Here is an 18,975-nt window from a genome sequence, read left to right on the forward strand (position 1 = left end):
TTTAACCTTTGAATGACCTACTGCCCCAAATAGGGGCAGACCAAAATAAAGCTGATGAAACAGTTGAATAAAACTATCCTCTACGGTCTATACACAGATGAAGAAGTGTTGATGGACGCTGTTAGAGATATCCGTGAAGAGGGGAACGAAATCTGGGACGTCTTTACGCCCTTTCCCGTACACGGTCTAGACCCCGTTTTGGGCCTTAAAGAATCGCGCTTGCATATTGCAGGTTTTGTTTATGGCCTCTTTGGTGCATTGACCGCCTTTGGATTTATGACTTGGACGCTCACCAGAGATTGGCCCATCATTTTTGGTGGTAAGCCTTATTTCTCTGCGCCCTCTTTTATTCCGATCACTTTTGAGTTTACTGTACTCATGGCTGCTGTCGGAATGGTGGTCACTTTTTACCTGGTTTGTGGCTTAGGCCCCGGCGTAACTAACCCTTACCTCGATCCTCGTATTACCGATGACCATTTCTGTGTCGCCTTTGATGTAACCAATATGTCTGAGGAACAACGCCAAGCCCTAGAAGCTAAACTCCTTAGCACCGGCGCCTGCGAGCAACCCAAGATCAAAAATATCTAATAACTTCATCTCACCCTTCTATACGTGATTGATATGAAATTACCTAATCTATACTTCTTCGCAGCTATTGCCCTTTCAGCTTTCTTCCTCGGAAGCTGTGGCAAGTCTGGAGGTGAGTTTGCTGGTTATGAGTATATGCCCGATATGGGCCACTCTATTGCCTATGAAGCAAACGTAAATACGTACTACCGCTTTAATACAAACTCTTCTGAAGAAGAGTATCAGGAATTTGCCAAACCTCGCAAACCCGTTGCCGGTACTGTACCATTTAATAAAACAGCTACCACCCCCGGTGGCGCTTCTGAGTTTACTTTTCCCGTCTATGCTTTTGATAATACAGAAGCAGGACGCAATGAAGCCATGAAGGCCATTACAGAAAATCCACTCAAAGCCAAAAATGAGGATGACCTCAAAAAAATCTTGGCCCAAGGAGAAGAGCTTTATGTAGTATACTGCGCTTCTTGCCATGGTGAAGAAGGCGACGGAAATGGCCAACTATGGAATAGCGGCGACGGACCCTACCCCAACGCCCCAGCCAACTACATGACTGATGACCTCAAAAATGCTACCGATGGCCGCTATTACCACGCCATTGTACACGGTAAAGGGGTTATGCTCTCTCATGCCGATAAACTAAGCCATGATGAGCGCTGGATGGTGATCCACTATATCCGTAGCTTGCAAGCCGAAACATATGACTTGCCTACCGCTAATGGCCAAAACAAAGTAGCTACTCCCGCAGCCGAAGAAACTGAGGCCGAAGAAACAGCTACTGAAGAAGATAAGAAATAAGGGTTAGTGATGACTAACTTCAGATTGAATCAAAACTATTGACTAAACCTATAGAAACTGATAACTAATGGGTGCGCATCACAACCACGCAATTCAGGATAACCCTCAGTTTGTCTTTGATGGGAAACTTAAAATGATCACCGCGATCATGACTCTCATCGGAGCAATTAGCCTTGGGGTTACTTACTTTACGGATGGCGACTATGGACATGTCCGCTTCTGGACCAATTTACTCCATAATACCGCCTTCTTTACCGGTATCGCTTTCGCTTCCCTCTTCTTTTTGTCTACTCATATTGTAGCTTGGGGCGGATGGCAAACTATTTTTAAACGAGTGCCCGAGGCCATGATGATGTTCATGCCTGTTGGCCTCATCTTTTTTGCACTTATTGCTGCAGGCGTTTATCTAGACGCTGAAGGAACTGACTATCTCTACCTCTGGAGCGATGAAACCGCTCTAGCTGAAGATCACCTGGTTATCCATAAGTCGGCTTTCCTTAACCCCTTCAATTATGTACTCACTTTGGTGGTGCTTGGGGTATGGACGCTTTTCGCTATGATGATCCGCAGATTGTCGCTAGAACAAGATGGCGATCGCTCTTTGCGTAAGGTGAACTATGAAAAAATTCACATGTGGTCAGCTATTTTCTTGCCCATCGCTGGTTTCTCTAGCGCTTATGCTATCTGGCAATGGGTAATGTCTGTAGATGTTCACTGGTATAGTACGCTCTTTGCTTGGTATGCTACCGCAAGTGTTTGGGTAAGCGCAATTTGTATCATCTTTTTGCTCATCCTTTTCTTGCAAAGCCGCGGCCATATGCAGTACTTCACTAAGGAGCACACACATGACCTCGGTAAGTATATCTTCGGATTTAGCGTATTCTGGACCTACCTCTGGTTCTCGCAGTTTCTCCTCATTTGGTATGCAAATAACGGAGAAGAAACACAATACTTCGACCTTCGTTTCGATCAGTTTCCCGCCGTCTTCTACCTCAATGTCTTACTCAACTTTATTCTGCCTTTCTTCATCCTCATGATGAACAATTCTAAGCGCGCTAAAGGTACTTTGGCCCTTGTTGCAGTGATCGTTTTGCTAGGCCACTGGGTAGATTATTTCCAAATGATTAAACCTGGTGTTTGGCACAACTGGGAGCATGCTCAACATGCTAGCCACGCTCATGGCGATGATCATAAACATGGAGAAGAAGGACATGATGCTCATGGTGATCTTTTGCAGCTCAACCAAGCTCCAAAAGCTGTACTTACTGCTCAGCCTCAACATGGAGAAGAAGGACATGCAGAAGAAGGACATGCAGAAGAGGCTCCAACTACAGAAACAACTGATTCTGCTACTGCCCATACTCCTGCTGCCGAAGAAATTCATGCTCATGCAGATGCTCATGGCGAAGAAGCGCATGCAGAAGAAACTCATGCAGAAGAAGCTCATCCCACTCAATTTGTAATGGGGATTCACTTTCCAGGCCTTCTAGAGCTAGGAACGATGATTGGCTTTTTGGGCTTGTTCCTATTTGTTACTTTCCAAGTATTGTCTGGCGCATCTTTGATGCCTAAGAATGATCCTTATGTAGACGAGAGTAAGCATCACCACGTTTGGTACGATCTCTAGAATACTGATGATTTGGGGCCTGCGGGCTAACGCCCGCCGCTATGTTTCAGGGCTCGCAAGTCTGCTCGGCCCTGCGGGCGGCCAAGGCCGCCCTGGGTCGGCGGCTATGCCGCCCCCTTTCACAGCGCTAGGCCAGTAAGCCGCTTCGCGGCTGATGGCCGGGCCGCTTTGGTCCAATTAAACGGTTTTGCAGGCGCAGCGCGCCGCAGGCCTAGCGACTGAAGCAGGGCGGCGAAGCCGCAGACCGAGGCGCTGCAAGCGCCAAAGGGCCGAGCAGACCTGCGAGCTGTGAAAGGCAGCGCCGCAGCTTGCTGCGGAGGCCCCAAAATAGTTTTAGATTGGCAAGAAAAAAGTTCCCAATTTTTAGACTTTTTAACAATTTAAAAAGATTCTAAAGATTAGTTCTTTGCGAGGGGCGTTAATCAATCTTTTGGCCTCTTTTGTTATATTTGCGAAGTAAATAATATTATTGGCAGCTGTTAGCTGCAGAAAAACCTATAGAACATGACTTGGCTTCTACTCATTATCATCGTTCTCGCTACTGTCTTTATTGTACAGATCGCTAGAGCGCGCGAACTTGCCTCTTTAGTAAGAGGTGAAAAGGCGGAGGAGTTTGAACGAAACAACTTTCATGCGGGCCTAGGAATGGTCTTCGTGATTGGCTTTCTCCTTACTTGTATTGTATCGTTTATTTATTACATTCCTTATTTATTGGGATGGGGCCCAAATACGGCGGCATCGCTGCATGGTCCTATGGTAGATAGCGTATTTAATACGACTTTGTTCTTTACGTCTATTGTATTTTTTGGTTGTCAGTTTGCGCTATTCTTCTTTGCATGGAAGTTTAGAGGGCAGAAGGGCCGTCGGGCCAAGTATTGGGCACATGATGATCGTTTGGAGATGATCTGGATGCTTGTACCTGCAATTATCATGACTTTTTTGGTGGTGAGTGGTTTGCAGGCTTGGAATGAAATCATGGCGGATGTTACTCCTGAGGAAGTAGCTGGAGAGGATTATATGGAGATTGAGGCAACTGGGATGCAGTTTGCTTGGTTGCTCCGTTATCCTGGCCGCGACCAAAAGCTAGGAACAAAGCACTTTACAAAAATTGATGGGACCAACCCATTGGGTCAAGACTGGACCGATAAGAAAAACATTGATGATTTTCATCCTAGTGAAATCGTTTTGCCTGTAGGTAAAAAGGTGCGTGTGCGGATCAATTCTAGAGACGTATTGCACAACTTTTACCTTCCTCAGTTCCGTGTAAAAATGGATGCTGTACCTGGTATGCCTACATATTTTGTCTTTACGCCTGTTGTTACTTCTGACTCTATGCGTAATCGTTATAAGAACTATGACAACTGGAATATTCCTGACAAGCAGAACCCCGATAAGAAACGTTGGGAAGCTTTTGAGTACGAATTGGCTTGTGCAGAGCTTTGTGGCCGTGGTCACTACTCTATGCGCCGTGTACTTAAGGTAGTTACTCTAGAGGAATATGCCGAATGGTTTGACGGTATCGAGGCCACTTCTCATTACTTGAACAATGTTCGTGGTACGGACAAGGATCCGTTTAAGGATGTAGAAAAAGGACAGCTTGATTTTGAACAACTATTGGCGCAAAAAGAAATTGTTAAGGCAGAATTGGCTAGCTTGCAAGAAGCAATGGCTGCCGCTGCTGGCGCTAGCTTGAGCAAAATGGAAGAAGCAGAGGCTAAAGTATTGGCCGCTTTGAAAATTGCTCGGACTACTTTGGATGTAGATGCTGCTAAAAAAGCAGCTGCTGATGCTAAAGCCGCAACAATGAGCGTTTTGGCTCAACCTGAGCCTATTGAGGCCCCTGTTATGGACTCTGTGACTACGAACACAGTATCTGAAGAGCAGCCTTCTTAGTTTTAAAAACACTTGTTCACTATTTTATAAATTACCTTCTTATGGCTGATATTAATATCACAGAAAAGGAACTGCACGCTCCACAGGGTGGAGACGGGCACGGACACGGCCATGATGATCACCATCACGGTGATAAGTACCAATCGTCTTTTATTGATCGTTATTTGTTTAGCATGGACCACAAAACCATTGCAAAACAGTTTTTGATTACGGGGATGTTTTGGGCCGTCATTGGGGCTGCAATGTCTGTTATTTTCCGTTTGCAATTGGGCTTTCCTGATGCAGACTTGTCTTGGCTACAACCCTTGCTCGGGGGCTGGATCGATGTAGATCCCGCTTCTGGTAAAGGTACTTTGAGCCCTGACTTTTACTATGCTTTGGTGACCATGCACGGTACCATCATTGTATTTTTTGTACTTACTGCTGGATTATCGGGTACTTTCTCGAACTTACTTATTCCATTGCAGATTGGAGCCCGAGATATGGCTTCGCCACTGATGAACATGCTTTCTTACTGGTTCTTCTTTTTGGCTGGTGTAATTATGTTTATCTCTTTGTTCTTGAATACGGGCCCCTTTTCTGGGGGATGGGTAGCCTACCCTCCGCTTAGTGCACTACCACAGGCATCTGATGGATCTAAAGCGGGTATGACGCTTTGGTTGTTGGCGCTTGTTTTCTTTGTAGTCTCTACGCTTTTGGGAGGTATCAACTATATCTCTACGATCTTGAACATGCGTACTAAGGGGATGACGATGTTCCGCATGCCTTTGACAATTTGGGCTTTCTTGCTCACTGCTGTTTTGGGTCTGCTTTCTTTCCCCGTTGTTACTTCTGGTTTCTTCATGTTGATGATGGACCGTATGCTTGGTACTAGTTTCTTCCTAGATGAAATCTATGTAGCTGGTGAAGCATTGACAGATAGAGTAGGGGGTAACGCCATTTTGTACCAGCATTTGTTCTGGTTCTTGGGGCACCCTGAGGTATATATCATTGTTTTGCCTGCAATGGGATTGGTTTCTGAGGTACTTTCTGTACATGCTCGTAAGCCGATCTTTGGTTATAAGGCCATGGTATTCTCTATCCTAGGTATTGGTGTACTTTCATTCCTAGTATGGGCTCACCACATGTATGTTAGTGGATTGAATCCCTTCATCTCTAATATCTTTGTACTCTTTACTTTGATTATTGCTGTACCTTCAGCGGTAAAAGTATTTAACTGGATTGCAACGGTATGGGGGGGTAATATGCGCTATAACTCGGCTTCTTTGTTCTCTATCGGTTTTGTATCGCTCTTTATCTCTGGTGGTTTGACGGGTATCTTCTTGGGTAACGCCACTATTGATATGCAACAGCACGATACTTACTTCGTAGTTGCTCACTTCCATACTGTAATGGGGGTAGCTGCTTTCTTTGGTATGTTCTCTGGAATTTACCATTGGTTCCCTACGATGTTTGGTCGTTATATGAATGAAACCTTGGGACAAATTCACTACTGGGGTACTTTGATTACTGCTTATGCCGTATTTGGTCCTATGCACTATCAAGGGATGGCTGGTATTCCTCGTCGTTACTACTCTTTCGACACTTTCCAAGCCTTTAACCAGTTTGATACGATGAACCAGGTGATTACTATTGCCGCGATCATTGCCTTCTTCCTACAAATTCTGTTTATCATTAACTTCTTCTACTCTATCTACAGAGGAAGAAAGCAAACAGAACAAAACCCTTGGGGTGGAACTACACTAGAGTGGACTGTTCCTATCAATCCTGGTCATGGAAACTGGGATGGACCTATCCCTGAGGTTCACCGCTGGCCTTACGATATCAGCCGTTACGAAGATCGTGAATTCGTAATGCAGAATGAACCTCTAGCAGAGGGTGAAGTAGACGGAGGACATTAGTCTTCCTGATAATGATCTATTCTAAATCAAGATTGATATTTTGAATACGAATAATAGTACTACCGTTAGTAGCAGTCTTTTGGGCCAGAAGTGGAAAAACTATATGGCTCTAGCTAAGGCTAGATTGGCACTGTCGGTAGTATTTTCAGCATGTACAGCCTACTACCTAGGAACAGAGAGTTTTAATGCTTATCACTTTCTGCTCCTAGGCTTAGGAGGCTTTCTGGTAACTGCATCGGCCAATACCTTAAATCAGGTGTTGGAAAAAGATACAGACCGAAAGATGAAGCGGACGCAAGACCGTCCTCTTCCTGCTGGTCGAATGGAAAGCTGGGAGGCTGTTCTTTTTGCTGGCATTGCGGCTGCTGTGGGTTTGTTGGCTCTAGCCTTCTTTAATCCGATGACCGCTTTTTTAGGCTCTGTTTCTTTGGTGAGTTACGCCTTTATCTACACGCCATTAAAACGAATTTCTCCTGTAGCCGTTTGGGTAGGAGCCGTGCCCGGAGCACTTCCTATGGCTATTGGTTGGGTTGCTGCAACTGGCGAGCTGGGATTGGCGGCCTTCTTTCTGTTTAGCCTACAGTTTCTCTGGCAATTTCCCCACTTTTGGGCTATTGCTTGGGTGGCCTACAAGGACTATGCAGAAGGCGGTTTCTATCTCTTGCCCTCTAGCCAAAAAGATGGCCGGACAAAAGAGACAGCACTTCAAGCAGCATTTTATGTGCTTTGCCTTATTGCAATGAGTTGGGCACCCGTTAGTCTGGGCATTTCTGGCTATATTGCCGCTGGCATTATGTTCTTTATGGGGTTGTTCTTCCTCTATTTTGCTATCCGTTTGTTTAAGCAAACAACTGCAAAAGCAGCAAGACAGCTAATGCTAGCTTCTCTAGTTTATCAATTGGTGGTTTTTTTGGCCCTCATGATTGATAAGATCTAAAATCAAAGCGCCATGAGCACTTTAAATAAAACAGTAAAACGTATTCACCCCAAAAAATTTGCCCTCTGGATGGGCATTGTGGGGATGATTATGTTCTTTTCGGCATTTACTAGTGCCTACATTGTGCGAAAAGCTTCTGCCAACTGGTATAACTTTCCGCTTCCCAATGAGTTCTTTTATAGCACAATTGCTATCCTTGGAAGTAGCCTCGCTTTCTACTTGTCCAAAAAAGCATACCTTAGAGCAGATGCAAAAACCTTTAAAGGACTCTACTTTTTAGGCTTTCTGCTAGGTTTCGCTTTCATTGGCCTACAGTACGCTGGCTGGGAGTCACTACAAGCAGTCGGTATCGACTTGGTCGCTAATCAATCTAGTAGCTTTCTCTACTTGATTACTGCCGCTCACGTCTTGCACGTGATGGGCGGAGTTGTTGCCCTAGTCGTTCTCGCTGTCGGCCTTATCCGCGGCCGATTTGATGTGCCCACGCCCAAACGTACACTCAAAATTGACTTGACTTTTACTTACTGGCACTTTGTAGATATCCTCTGGCTCTATCTCTTGGTGTTCTTTCTGATACAACAATAAATATCTATCTGTAATTTTTACAAATTGATCCGATACAATGGCAAACGAAACAGTCATCGAAACACAGGAGCAGCACGATAACGCCCCCCAGAAGGAAAATCTCTGGAATGGTGGCCAGTCTCCTTTCAAAGCGAGCTACGGAAAGCTCATGATCTGGTACTTCCTCCTCTCAGATGCTTTTACATTTGGTGGATTCCTTTTAGCCTATGGCGCCCTGCGCTTTAGCGTGAAAGGTTGGCCCGTACCCGATTTTGTGTTCCAAACGGCTCCCTTCGGCATCTCTGGTGCCCCCCTTATTTTTGTAACTTTCATGACTTTCGTCCTGATCGTTAGTTCGGTTACTGTACTTCGTGCCGTACAAGAAGGTAAAAGAGAAAATCAATCTGCTGTAGTAAAATGGATGCTCGCTACCGTACTAGGTGGCGCCTTGTTCCTCGGCTGCCAAGCTTGGGAATGGACCAACCTGATCTCTACAGAAGGTATGACGCTCTATACCAACCCCTTCGCTACTCATATTGATGAAGGAAAATATCTTACTCTAGACGAACTTAACGGTATCGCTAAAGAAAAAGGATGGGATAAAGAGGTCGTTAGCCTAGAAAGCCATGGCAAAACTACCGAAATCACTTACTTTACCGACGCTAAAGGCAATAAGTACTTTGAAAAAAGAGACCACCATGGCGATCTTCCCGAAAAAATGGAGATCCAAGCCGGTGACTCTTACCTTGTTACTTACCAACATGATATGAACGATTATGCATTAGGTGCCTATAAAACTACTGATGGAGAAATCAAAACAGAGGCTTTTGGCCCTCAAGCTTTTGGTGCACTCTTCTTTTTTATTACTGGTTTCCACGGTTTTCACGTATTTACTGGGCTAGCCTTCTTACTCATTATCGCTATCCAAGCCGCTAATGGCACTTATGTTGCCCGTAAAAATGGCTACGAAATGGTAGAGAAAGTTGGTCTTTATTGGCACTTTGTAGATTTGGTTTGGGTTTTCGTTTTCCTAGCCTTCTACCTACTCTAAACTCTATTCGATTAATCTTTTAATGCATATATCATGGCTCACGCAACAACTCGTGAAGAAGATATCAAAGTAGGCCGCAATGGTTTTATCCTTTTGCTTATCATTACTCTAGCAGAAGTAGGTATCGCTCTTATTGGTAATGGCCACCTTATTGAAGGCCTTACGCTTCCCAAAATGATCATGATTCCTGTGATGATCGGACTTAGCCTTTATAAGGCTTACTATATTACAGCTATCTTTATGCACCTCGGTAGTGAGGTGAAACCAATGATCGCTACGATCATTCTTCCTATGGTCCTCTTTGTTTGGATGATCATTGCCTTCTTGTGGGAAGGTAACTCATGGCTCAATAGTAATGAGTATATCCAACAGAAAAATAATGAACAAGTAGACCCCAAAGGAGAAGCTACTGAAGGCGCTACAGGCATGCTTATGGATGCCCAAGATGCTCCTAAGTCTGTTCGCTTCGAATAAATAAGGTCTCTGATTGTTATATATCAGCCAAGTGTTTTAACCCTCTAGCTCTCCGCTAGAGGGTTTTCTGTTTGAGGGCGCAAAGCGCCCAATAGGAGCGAAGCGACTGGCTGAGGGATGGATAGTGGTGGCCCAAAGGGCCAGACCCAAGTTTTTTGAAGCGAAGCGAAAAAAACTGCAGGGCCGAGCAGACCTGCGAGCCACGACACAGCCCGACCCGCCCGAAAACTCATGAGGGTTTTAACCCTCATTTTGTCTAGCTTCGCAAAGCGATACCGCTTTGCGCTGGGTTTCAAGCCGGCGGAAGGGGCAGCCCCAAAATAATCTTCCCCAAAAAGTCGTTCTAATGCCCTAAATTTACTCCCCAAATCAATTGCTATTATGTATAAATATATCTTCCTTTTTCTCCTACTGAGCAGCTGCACGCTCTGGGGCCAAAAAGATCAAGCAGGCCTGCATGCCGTCCGAAATAAAAATTTACCCTATGAATATTGGACCTATTTCCCCAAAGGATATAGCGGCGAAGAAGGCCAAAAATTTCCCCTGCTGATTTATCTGCATGGCCGAAGTATCCAAGGCACAGACCTCAATAAGGTGAAGAAATATGGGGTGATTTACGAACTAGAACGAAAACTCGAACTCGGTTTTATCGTGATCGCACCCCAATGCCAAAAGGGCTGGGAAAATGATAAATTGATCCAAATTCTAGACTATGCCGAGGCCCATTATGCCGTGGATCGAAAGAAGGTGTATCTCTGCGGTATGAGCATGGGCGGCTATGGCGCCTGGTATCTGGCAGGCTATGCCCCCGATCGCTTTGCCGCTGTGGCCCCTATTGCCGGCGGTGGCCGCCTGAAGGATGTAGAAGGTATGAAAAATTTACCCCATTTTGTGGTGCATGGAAAAAAGGACAAACCCGTGCCCGTAGAGGAGTCTCGAAAGATGGTGAAAGCCCTAAAAGCCGCCGGAAATACCGAGGTGAATTATATCGAAGAGAAAAATTGGGGACATTCGGAGGCCGTTCGCGTCTTTTCTTGGCCCAAACTCTACAAATGGTTCCTAAAATACGAACGCCCCATTAAGGATGAACCCATTTTGGCCCAGGAAGACCCGCCCAAAGAAGACCCCCAAACGCCCGAAATAAAGGAGCCCCTAGCAGAAGAGGAAGAATATATTGTCTTTGAAGAGGAGGACCCCAAAGAGACCGTGAAACCAAAACCCAAAGCGCCCAAAAAGAAGAAAAATAAGTGGTGGAAGTTCTGGAAATGGAAGTTCTGGTCCAATATTTTTGGATAAACTATTTATTTGGGGCTGCCCCGGCCTTTGGCCGGGTCGGGCCATTGCGCAGCTCGCAGGTCTGCTCGGCCCTTCGGCGCTAGCGCGCCTCGGTCTGCCGCCTTCGGCGGCCCTGCTACAGCCCCTCAGCCTGCGGCCCTTTGGGCCTGCAAAACCGTAAAATAGGACCAAAAAGGCCCGCTAGTTCCTACTAGCGGGCCTTTGCTATGCCAAATCTCTAGGATCGCTGGCCACCGAAATAAACTCCAATATATTTCCCGCTTCATCTACCCGCGCCGCCGATAAGAGATTGCCCAAAGAAGCGCCCGTATCCAAATTGCAATAGCCCTTTTTGGGCCGATAAAGCACGGCTTTCTGGGGCGTATGTCCCAAAAATTGCAGCTTCCCCAAGGGTTTCAATGGACCACGATGCCACAAAATGCCCTGAGGATGCATGGGGTCCCAAGCATGGGGACCATAGCCCAAGCCCGCATGAGATAGAAAAGAAGACTCCTCTTCATAATAAGTAGGGCGTTGGGCCAACCAAGCTACATCGGCCATAAAGTCGAGCCCCTCTGCCGCATATTGGGCCTCAATGGCATCAAAAAAAGCCTCAGCCCAATGCTGGCTAGCCCGCCCCGCTAAGTACTGCTGCCCCAATTGCTGCTCATGATTGCCCCTTAAAACCAAGGCGCCCGCCTGCTCCATTTTTTTGGCCCATTGGACCAGCTCCAAGCTGTGCTTTCCCTTGCTAATCAAGTCGCCTAGCAAACAAAGCTGCTCCTTAGTTGCATCCCATTGTTTTAAAAGTTCCAACAAACTGTAGTAACATCCGTGAAGGTCTCCAATGATAAACTTTGATTTTGGCCTATTTTGCATTTTTGTTTTAATTTTTGGCGAAATTTAGTTGAAATTACAAACAAAAAGTTTTACTTTTGAAGAGTTGAAACAATCTGATTTGCAGCATCCATAAAATCGCCCAGTATGAAAGACCGCTTTACCATCATCTACCCCCTCTCTTATAAGAAGAAAATGCAAGCCGAAAATATTGAACCGACGGTAGATAAAGATAAGAGCTTGCAGCTCCAACAAAATAAAAAAACTTCTTGGTCTTTCTGGATGAAGGAGCGCTATCGCGCTTTTCGTTTGTGGATGGCGCCAGCCGCTTGGGCGGCTCGCCTTCGCCGACCCTATTTTTTGTTTCACCCTAAAGGCCGTTGGGGAACGGCTGCTGTTATGGCTATTGCTTCTGGCATTTATTTTTGGCCCCAAATTTCTGCCTTGCCGCAGCAGTTATCCCAAAGCCAAGCCGTAGCAAATACCGCAAAATTGAGCGGAGAACCTTTGGTTAAGGCCCAAAAAGCAAGCTTTGTTAGTAGCGAATTGCCCAAAACAACTCAAGCCGCAGCTCCTTTGGCTATGGCCCAAGAGGAAAAAGAAGAGCAGCCTGCCACCGCAGAAGAAAATAAGGAATTGAGCTCGGAAAATCTTCCGCAAATTCCAGAAATTCAACCTACAGTTAAAAAGCCCGTTTCTGTCGAAATCTCAGATGAGAAGCTGCAAAAACAGCTCGATTTTATGAACCGCCTGCGCCCTTTGGCCGAAAATGAAGCCGCTAAAACCAAAATTCCCGCCGCTCTGCTTTTGGGCCTTGCTATTATGCAATCTGATTTTGGCCAAACAGCCGTAGCCAAAGCTGGAAATAATCCCTTTCATCTTCTTCTCGAAAATAATAGTTTGCTTGCTCATGAGGGCTGCAGCGGAGAAGGCATTTTTCATGGCCAACGCTATGCTCGCTATCGTAGCCTTTGGGCCGGCTTTAAGGCCCATAGCCTTTATTTGCAAAGTCTAGAAGCGCCCAAGGAAAATAATAGTTGTAGCGCTTGGGCCAAAGCATTGGAAGAACAGGGGTATTTCCAAAAAGACCAAGATGCCCAAAAGTTGATCGATTTGATTAAAGGCCTAGAGCTAGAAAAACCACTGATGAATAGCTAAAATTTTGTGTTCCATTTCCGTATTTGAAAAACTTCCGTGTATTTTCAAGGGTGTTGACCAATCTTGGTCGGCGCCCTTTTTTTTATTTTTTCATTGGAGTTTTTGCTCTAAGACAATTTGCTTATGTCGCTTTCTGCTCGCTTTATTGCTTTGGTCCAAAAAGTATTGCCCAACCCTTTGGCCCTCGCTATTTTGCTGACCTTATTTACTTATGTTTTGGCGCTTTTTCTGACCGCTTCTCCCAAGCCACTCTTAGAAGTTTTGGATCAAAATGGCCAATCTTTGGTCCAAGTCAATCTTGAGCAGCAAACAACAGCTTCTTTTCAACAGGCTGGCCAAGAGCTAGACCTACAATGGACCAATAATAGCTTGGCGATTAAAAATAAAGTAGGGGAGTTGGTCTGGCGAGGCAAACTCCAAATCAAGACAAATAACCCACTGAGCACTTCTATTAAGTTGCCCAAAAAACAAGGGCTACAGCTGCGCCAAAAGGCCAAAAAAACGCCTTATTTTCTGGCCCTTTGGACCTATTGGCAGGGTGGTTTTTTTAAGTTTTTGGCCTTTTCGATGCAAATGATGCTTATTTTGGTTTTGGGCCATGTGGCGGCCCTTAGCCGCCCCGCAAATTGGTTGTTGGAACGTTTTACAGGCTTGGCGGGACATTCGGGCTGGGCCGTTTTTGCCGTGGCCTTAAGTAGTATGCTTCTAGGGCTGTTTAATTGGGGCTTTGCGCTTATCTTTTCCGCTGTATTGGTCCGAAAACTAGGGGAGGTAGCGGCCAAAAAGGACCAGAAAATCCATTATCCGCTATTGGGGGCTGCGGCCTATTCTTGCATGATGATTTTTCATGCGGGGCTCTCGGGCTCGGCCCCACTCAAAATTGCAGAAGAAGGCCATGAAATGGCCGAACAAATGGGCGTTATTCCTATTGGCCAAACGCTTTTGTCTTCGCTCAATTTATGGGTGTTGGGCCTGAGCTTGGCCATTATTCCTGCAGTTTTGGGCCTTTTGGGCCATTTTATGCGCCCGCCAATCGTTCAATTGCCGCAAAAGCCTTTAGCGAATAGGGGAGAGGAGACTAAGCTAGAAGGTGCGGCCCGTCTAGACCAATGGCGACCTTTAGCCTGGGGCTTGGGCGCTTTGATGCTATTTTTGGCCCTTTATCAGGCGCTTATTTTGCCCATTTGGGTCCAAAAAACAGGCTTTGATTGGCAGTTTCGTTTTTTCAATCCTAACTTCCTCATTTTTGTCCTTTTTGGTCTGGCCTTTTTGCTACATGGCCGCCTGAGCCAATTTCAGCAGGCGGTGGGCCAGGCAATAGGAGGCAGCAGTGGCATCCTCATTCAGTTTCCCTTTTATGCGGGCATTATGGGCATTATGTTCAGTTCGGGCTTGGTCAATTATTTTTCGGCGGCTTTTGTGCAATACGCCAGCCCCGAAAGTTTTCCCTTTTTTACGCTTTGCTCGGCGGCGGTGGTCAATTTTTTTGTACCTAGCGGGGGCGGGCAGTGGTTGGTCCAAGGCCCGATTCTCATAGAAAGCGCTCAGCAACTGGATGTGCCTTTATACAAGGCGGTTTTGGCCCTTTGTTATGGAGATCAATGGAGTAATATGTTGCAGCCTTTTTGGGCTTTGCCGCTTTTGGGCATCACGGGTTTAAAAGCGCAAAATTTGTTGCCCTACACCTTTTTGCTCTTCATTTTGGGGGGGCTAATCTTTGCTGGTTGTTTATTTTGGGGGTAGATATTTGGGGCCCGCGGCCAGCTTTGCTGGCCGCCGCTATGCTGCGGGGCTCGCTGTTACTTGCTTCGCTGCGTCGGCTCCCGTTGGTCGGGTCGCTCGGCCACTTCGTTTCGCCTTTGGTCTGGCCTTCGGCCACCCGCTCCGCAGCGCTGGGCCGCTCCCCATTATTTTTTGCGTTCCAGCTCTTTTCTTCGGCCTCTTGGTCCTCCCTTTAAAGCGGTATTCGTCGCTTCGCTCCTCATTCGTCAATATGTCCCCGCCCACCCTCCCCTCTACGGGATTCCCTAGGGAATCCCTTCGGGGAGCTTGGGCCAAATTTTTTAAAAAACTCGGCTTAAAGTGAACTAAATAATGGGCTCCTTGTTTCAAAGCCAGTAAATCAAATTTTACCAATGAAATATCCAGGGCAAAATATTATTAAGCAAAAGAAAATTCCTAAGCAGCGATCTGTTTGAGGAGGACTTTGCTATGCCCTCGGAAAAGCTCTGACAGATATTAGATTTGTCAGAGCTTTTCTTATTTTTGCAAGAATTTAAAGCCTTGCCAATCATTTTTTTCTGCCTTTTGCCAAGGGCTACTTAGGCGGCGCAGCCGCCTTGGCCTAGCGATGTGTAGGGGTGGCCGTAGGCCAGACCGAGCAGGCAAAGCCTGCGAAGGGCCGAGCGAAAAGCGAGCCCCGGAACGTAGCGCCGCAAGCGTAGCGCAGCGGAGGCCCCAAAAAAAGAAGCAAGCAATAAAAAATTAAAATAAAAAACCGTGGCATCTTACAAGCTATATGAGCAGTTGAATCTGGCTGCCATTGACCAAGATATCCTAAACTATTGGGCCGAAAAGCAGATCTTCCAGCGCTCTGTATCAGAGCGAGAAGGCGCCGAAAACTTCGTTTTCTATGAAGGCCCCCCCTCTGCCAATGGCCGTCCGGGTATTCACCACGTATTGGCCCGCTCGGTAAAAGATAGCTTTTGCCGCTATCAGAGCATGAAGGGCAAAATGGTCCGCCGAAAAGCGGGCTGGGATACGCATGGACTCCCTATTGAATTGGCCGTAGAGAAGAAACTGGGCATTACCAAAGAAGATATTGGCCAAAAAATCTCTATTGAAGAGTATAATCAGGCTTGTAAGGAAACCGTGATGGAGTTTAAGGACCTTTGGGACAAACTGACGGTGAAAATGGGCTATTGGGTAGACCTCGATAAGCCTTATGTAACCTATGAGCCCAAATATATGGAGACCGTTTGGTGGCTCCTTGCTCGCTTATACAACAAAGGACTTTTGTACAAAGGCCTAACGGTTCAGCCTTATTCGCCAGCAGCGGGTACGGGCTTGAGCTCGCATGAGCTCAATCAGCCAGGCTGCTACAAAGATGTTTCGGACAATACCGTAGTGGCCATGTTTAAGGTCCAAAAATCAGAACAATCGGCCTTCCTTTTTGACGAGGAAGATGAAGATGTTCGCTTTTTGGCTTGGACAACCACCCCCTGGACCCTGCCTTCTAATACGGCATTGACTGTTGGTCCAAAAATTGAATATGTCAAAATCAAAACAACTTCGCCTTATACCAAACTGCCCATTAGTGTGGTTTTGGCCAAAGGGCTAGTGAAAAAATGGATGGGCGGCAAAAAACAACCGCAAATCATCCAAAGCTCTGAGCCCTTTAGCGGCAAAGACTTAGCAGGTATCCGCTATGAACAGTTGCTCAATTATGGCAACCCCATTGAGCCCTTGCAAGGCCAAACCGATGCTTTCCGCATCATCTTGGGCCAATTTGTTACTACCGAAGATGGTACGGGTATCGTGCATACCGCCCCCTCTTTTGGTGCAGATGACCGCATGGCCGCTAAAAAAGCGGGAATCGGCGCACTCACCTTGGTGGATAAGCAAGGTCGCTTTAAGGAAAATGTAGGTCCTTTTTCTGGACGCTATGTGAAGGATTATGAGGACCAAGGAGATGAGTTCCGCTCTGTAGATGTGGATATTGTCATCCACCTCAAAACGGAAAACCTAGCCTTCAATGCACAAAAATACTCGCATAATTACCCCCACTGTTGGAGAACCGATAAGCCCATCCTTTATTATCCGCTAGATTCTTGGTTTATCCAGGCCTCTGCGGTAAAAGAACGGATGTATGAGCTCAATAAAACCATCAACTGGAAACCCGCCTCTACTGGAGAAGGCCGCTTTGGCGGTTGGCTAGAGAATCTACAAGATTGGAACCTCTCTCGCTCTCGCTTCTGGGGGATCCCCCTACCCATCTGGAGAACCAAAGATGGCAGCGAAGAGCGCTGCATTGGTAGCCTAGAGGAATTGATGGCTGCTATAGAGCAATCTATGGCCGCTGGCCTTATGCAAACTAACCCTTATGAGGGCTTTGTGCCCAATGATTTTTCTGAGGAAAATTACGCTAAGGTAGATCTTCATAAACATATCGTAGATGAAATTGTCCTTTGCGCAAGCAATGGCGAACCCATGTACCGAGAAGCCGACCTTATCGATGTTTGGTTTGATAGCGGCTCTATGCCCTACGCCCAACAACACTATCCTTTTGAGAATAAAGAACTAATCGATAACGCCATTCAGGGCAAAGAAGGCGCTCGCGCTTTCCCTGCCGACTTTATCGCAGAAGGAGTGGACCAAACCAGAGGCTGGTTCTATACCTTGCATGCTATTGCCACTATGGCTTTTGATCAGGTAGCTTATAAAAATGTAGTCTCTAACGGCTTGGTGCTAGACAAAAAAGGCAAAAAAATGTCTAAGCGTCTCGGCAATGCCGTAGAGCCTTTTGAAACGATTAACAAATACGGAGCAGATGCTACTCGCTGGTATATGCTCACCAATGCCCAACCCTGGGATAACCTCAAGTTTGATGTAGAAGGCCTAGATGAGGTGCGCCGAAAACTATTTGGCACCCTCTACAATACCTATATCTTCTTTGCTACTTATGCCAATATCGATGAATTTGATGGCCAAAGCATCAAGGAGTTTGCCTTCAAAGGAGAGCTAGAACTGGCCAAGCGCCCAGAAATTGACCGCTGGATCATCTCTAAACTCAATAGCTTGGTCAAAGAAGTAGATGAGGATATGAGCGATTATGAGCCCACCAATGCGGGCCGTAAAATCGCCAACTTTGTCGATGCGCAACTCTCTAACTGGTATGTCCGCCTTTGCCGCCGCCGTTTCTGGAAAGGCGAGCAAAATGAGGACAAACTAGCCGCTTACCAAACGCTTTATACGGTTTTGGAAACCCTAAGCCGCTTGATGGCGCCTATCGCTCCATTCTTTAGCGACTTTTTATACCTCAACCTACAAGCAGGCCAAGAGGGCGCAGGCAAAGATTCTGTACATCTAGCCAATTTCCCTGCCGCTAACTTATCAGCTATCGTTCCCGAATTGGAGCAACGCATGGATTATGCACAGCGCATTTCTTCTATGGTGCATGCTCTTCGCCGCCTACACAAAATCCGTGTACGCCAACCCCTACAACGCATCCTCTTGCCTATCCTAGATGAAGGTTTTGAGGCCCAAGTAGAGGCCGTTAAGGATTTGATCCTCTCGGAGGTGAATGTGAAGGCCATCGAATATGTTCGAGATAGCTCTGGTATCTTGAAGAAGGGCGTAAAACCCAACTTTAAGGTCCTCGGTAAACGCCTAGGCAAGCAAATGAAGGCCGCCAAAATGGCCATCGAAGCCATGACACAGGCCGATATCCAAAGCCTAGAAAAAGAAGGGCAGTTTATGATTGATTTAGAGGGAACCGCTACCCCCATCCACTTAGAAGAAGTGCAAATCACTTCAGAGGATATCGAGGGCTGGTTGGTCACTTCTGATAACGAAATCGTAGTCGCTCTAGACGAAAGCATTAGCGAGGAGCTAAAGGCCGAAGGGATGGCCCGAGAACTCGTTAATCGTATCCAAAACCTTCGCAAAGACCAACAACTAGAGGTCACCGATCGCATTCAACTGAAACTGGAAAAACAGCCAGCTATCCAAGCCGCTATCGACCAGTTTGCAGATTATATTAGCCGTGAAGTTTTGGCCCAATCGCTAGAAGTAGTAGAGGGCCTAACAGAAGGGACCAAAATCGAATTATACGAAAACCTGGCCTTGCACATTTGGCTAGATAAAGCCTAAACCGCAG

14 protein-coding genes are annotated in these 18,975 nt (G+C 46.3%); 13 read left to right on the plus strand and 1 reads right to left on the minus strand.

Annotated features, from left to right (window positions below):
- The first annotated feature begins 54 nt into the window (after positions 1-54).
- From SAPGRDRAFT_RS11140 to SAPGRDRAFT_RS11190, 10 genes are all read left to right on the plus strand, one after another.
- Positions 55-588 carry a DUF3341 domain-containing protein gene (locus SAPGRDRAFT_RS11140; RefSeq protein ID WP_002659359.1) on the plus strand — a complete coding sequence of 178 codons (534 nt, stop codon included), beginning with the start codon at positions 55-57 and terminating at the stop codon, positions 586-588.
- 33 nt (positions 589-621) lie between these two features.
- Complete coding sequence (locus SAPGRDRAFT_RS11145; protein WP_002659360.1) at positions 622-1,380, plus strand: c-type cytochrome; 759 nt, start codon at positions 622-624, stop codon at positions 1,378-1,380.
- Positions 1,381-1,447: 67 nt separating this feature from the next.
- Complete coding sequence (locus tag SAPGRDRAFT_RS11150) at positions 1,448-3,007, plus strand: hypothetical protein (RefSeq protein ID WP_002659361.1); 1,560 nt, start codon at positions 1,448-1,450, stop codon at positions 3,005-3,007.
- Between the two features lie 504 nt (positions 3,008-3,511).
- Positions 3,512-4,900 carry a cytochrome c oxidase subunit II gene (locus tag SAPGRDRAFT_RS11155; RefSeq protein WP_002659362.1) on the plus strand — a complete coding sequence of 463 codons (1,389 nt, stop codon included), beginning with the start codon at positions 3,512-3,514 and terminating at the stop codon, positions 4,898-4,900.
- Positions 4,901-4,941: 41 nt separating this feature from the next.
- Complete coding sequence (locus SAPGRDRAFT_RS11160) at positions 4,942-6,801, plus strand: cytochrome c oxidase subunit I (RefSeq protein WP_002659363.1); 1,860 nt, start codon at positions 4,942-4,944, stop codon at positions 6,799-6,801.
- 40 nt (positions 6,802-6,841) lie between these two features.
- The gene (gene cyoE, locus SAPGRDRAFT_RS11165) at positions 6,842-7,738 is read left to right on the plus strand and encodes a heme o synthase (protein WP_037350128.1); all 897 of its coding nucleotides are present in this window, start codon (positions 6,842-6,844) and stop codon (positions 7,736-7,738) included.
- Between the two features lie 12 nt (positions 7,739-7,750).
- Positions 7,751-8,323: a cytochrome c oxidase subunit 3 gene (locus SAPGRDRAFT_RS11170; protein WP_002659365.1), complete on the plus strand. Its 573-nt coding sequence runs from the start codon at positions 7,751-7,753 to the stop codon at positions 8,321-8,323.
- A 37-nt stretch (positions 8,324-8,360) separates the two neighbouring features.
- Positions 8,361-9,353, plus strand: a complete 993-nt coding sequence (locus tag SAPGRDRAFT_RS11175) for a cytochrome c oxidase subunit 3 (protein WP_002659366.1) — start codon at positions 8,361-8,363, stop codon at positions 9,351-9,353.
- A 33-nt stretch (positions 9,354-9,386) separates the two neighbouring features.
- Positions 9,387-9,827: a cytochrome C oxidase subunit IV family protein gene (locus tag SAPGRDRAFT_RS11180; protein WP_002659367.1), complete on the plus strand. Its 441-nt coding sequence runs from the start codon at positions 9,387-9,389 to the stop codon at positions 9,825-9,827.
- Between the two features lie 381 nt (positions 9,828-10,208).
- Positions 10,209-11,123 (plus strand): prolyl oligopeptidase family serine peptidase, encoded by a 915-nt coding sequence (locus SAPGRDRAFT_RS11190; protein WP_002659368.1) that lies wholly within the window; start codon positions 10,209-10,211, stop codon positions 11,121-11,123.
- A gap of 204 nt (positions 11,124-11,327) precedes the next feature.
- Here the strand turns inward: SAPGRDRAFT_RS11190 and SAPGRDRAFT_RS11195 are convergent, their stop codons facing one another.
- Complete coding sequence (locus SAPGRDRAFT_RS11195) at positions 11,328-11,981, minus strand: metallophosphoesterase (RefSeq protein WP_002659369.1); 654 nt, start codon at positions 11,979-11,981, stop codon at positions 11,328-11,330.
- Between the two features lie 105 nt (positions 11,982-12,086).
- Between SAPGRDRAFT_RS11195 and SAPGRDRAFT_RS11200 the strand changes: the two genes are divergently transcribed.
- The 3 genes from SAPGRDRAFT_RS11200 to ileS all read left to right on the plus strand — a co-directional run bounded on the left by SAPGRDRAFT_RS11200 (position 12,087) and on the right by ileS (position 18,968).
- Positions 12,087-13,097 (plus strand): glucosaminidase domain-containing protein, encoded by a 1,011-nt coding sequence (locus SAPGRDRAFT_RS11200; protein WP_002659370.1) that lies wholly within the window; start codon positions 12,087-12,089, stop codon positions 13,095-13,097.
- Positions 13,098-13,220: 123 nt separating this feature from the next.
- Entirely contained in the window at positions 13,221-14,840 is a 1,620-nt protein-coding gene (locus tag SAPGRDRAFT_RS11205; RefSeq protein WP_002659371.1) for a short-chain fatty acid transporter, read from the plus strand.
- A 756-nt stretch (positions 14,841-15,596) separates the two neighbouring features.
- On the plus strand, positions 15,597-18,968 hold the full coding sequence (gene ileS, locus SAPGRDRAFT_RS11215; RefSeq protein WP_002659372.1) for an isoleucine--tRNA ligase: 3,372 nt from the start codon (positions 15,597-15,599) through the stop codon (positions 18,966-18,968).
- Positions 18,969-18,975 lie beyond the last annotated feature (7 nt).

This window comes from Saprospira grandis DSM 2844 (assembly GCF_000275825.1).
GTDB classification, from domain to species: Bacteria; Bacteroidota; Bacteroidia; order Chitinophagales; family Saprospiraceae; genus Saprospira; species Saprospira grandis_A.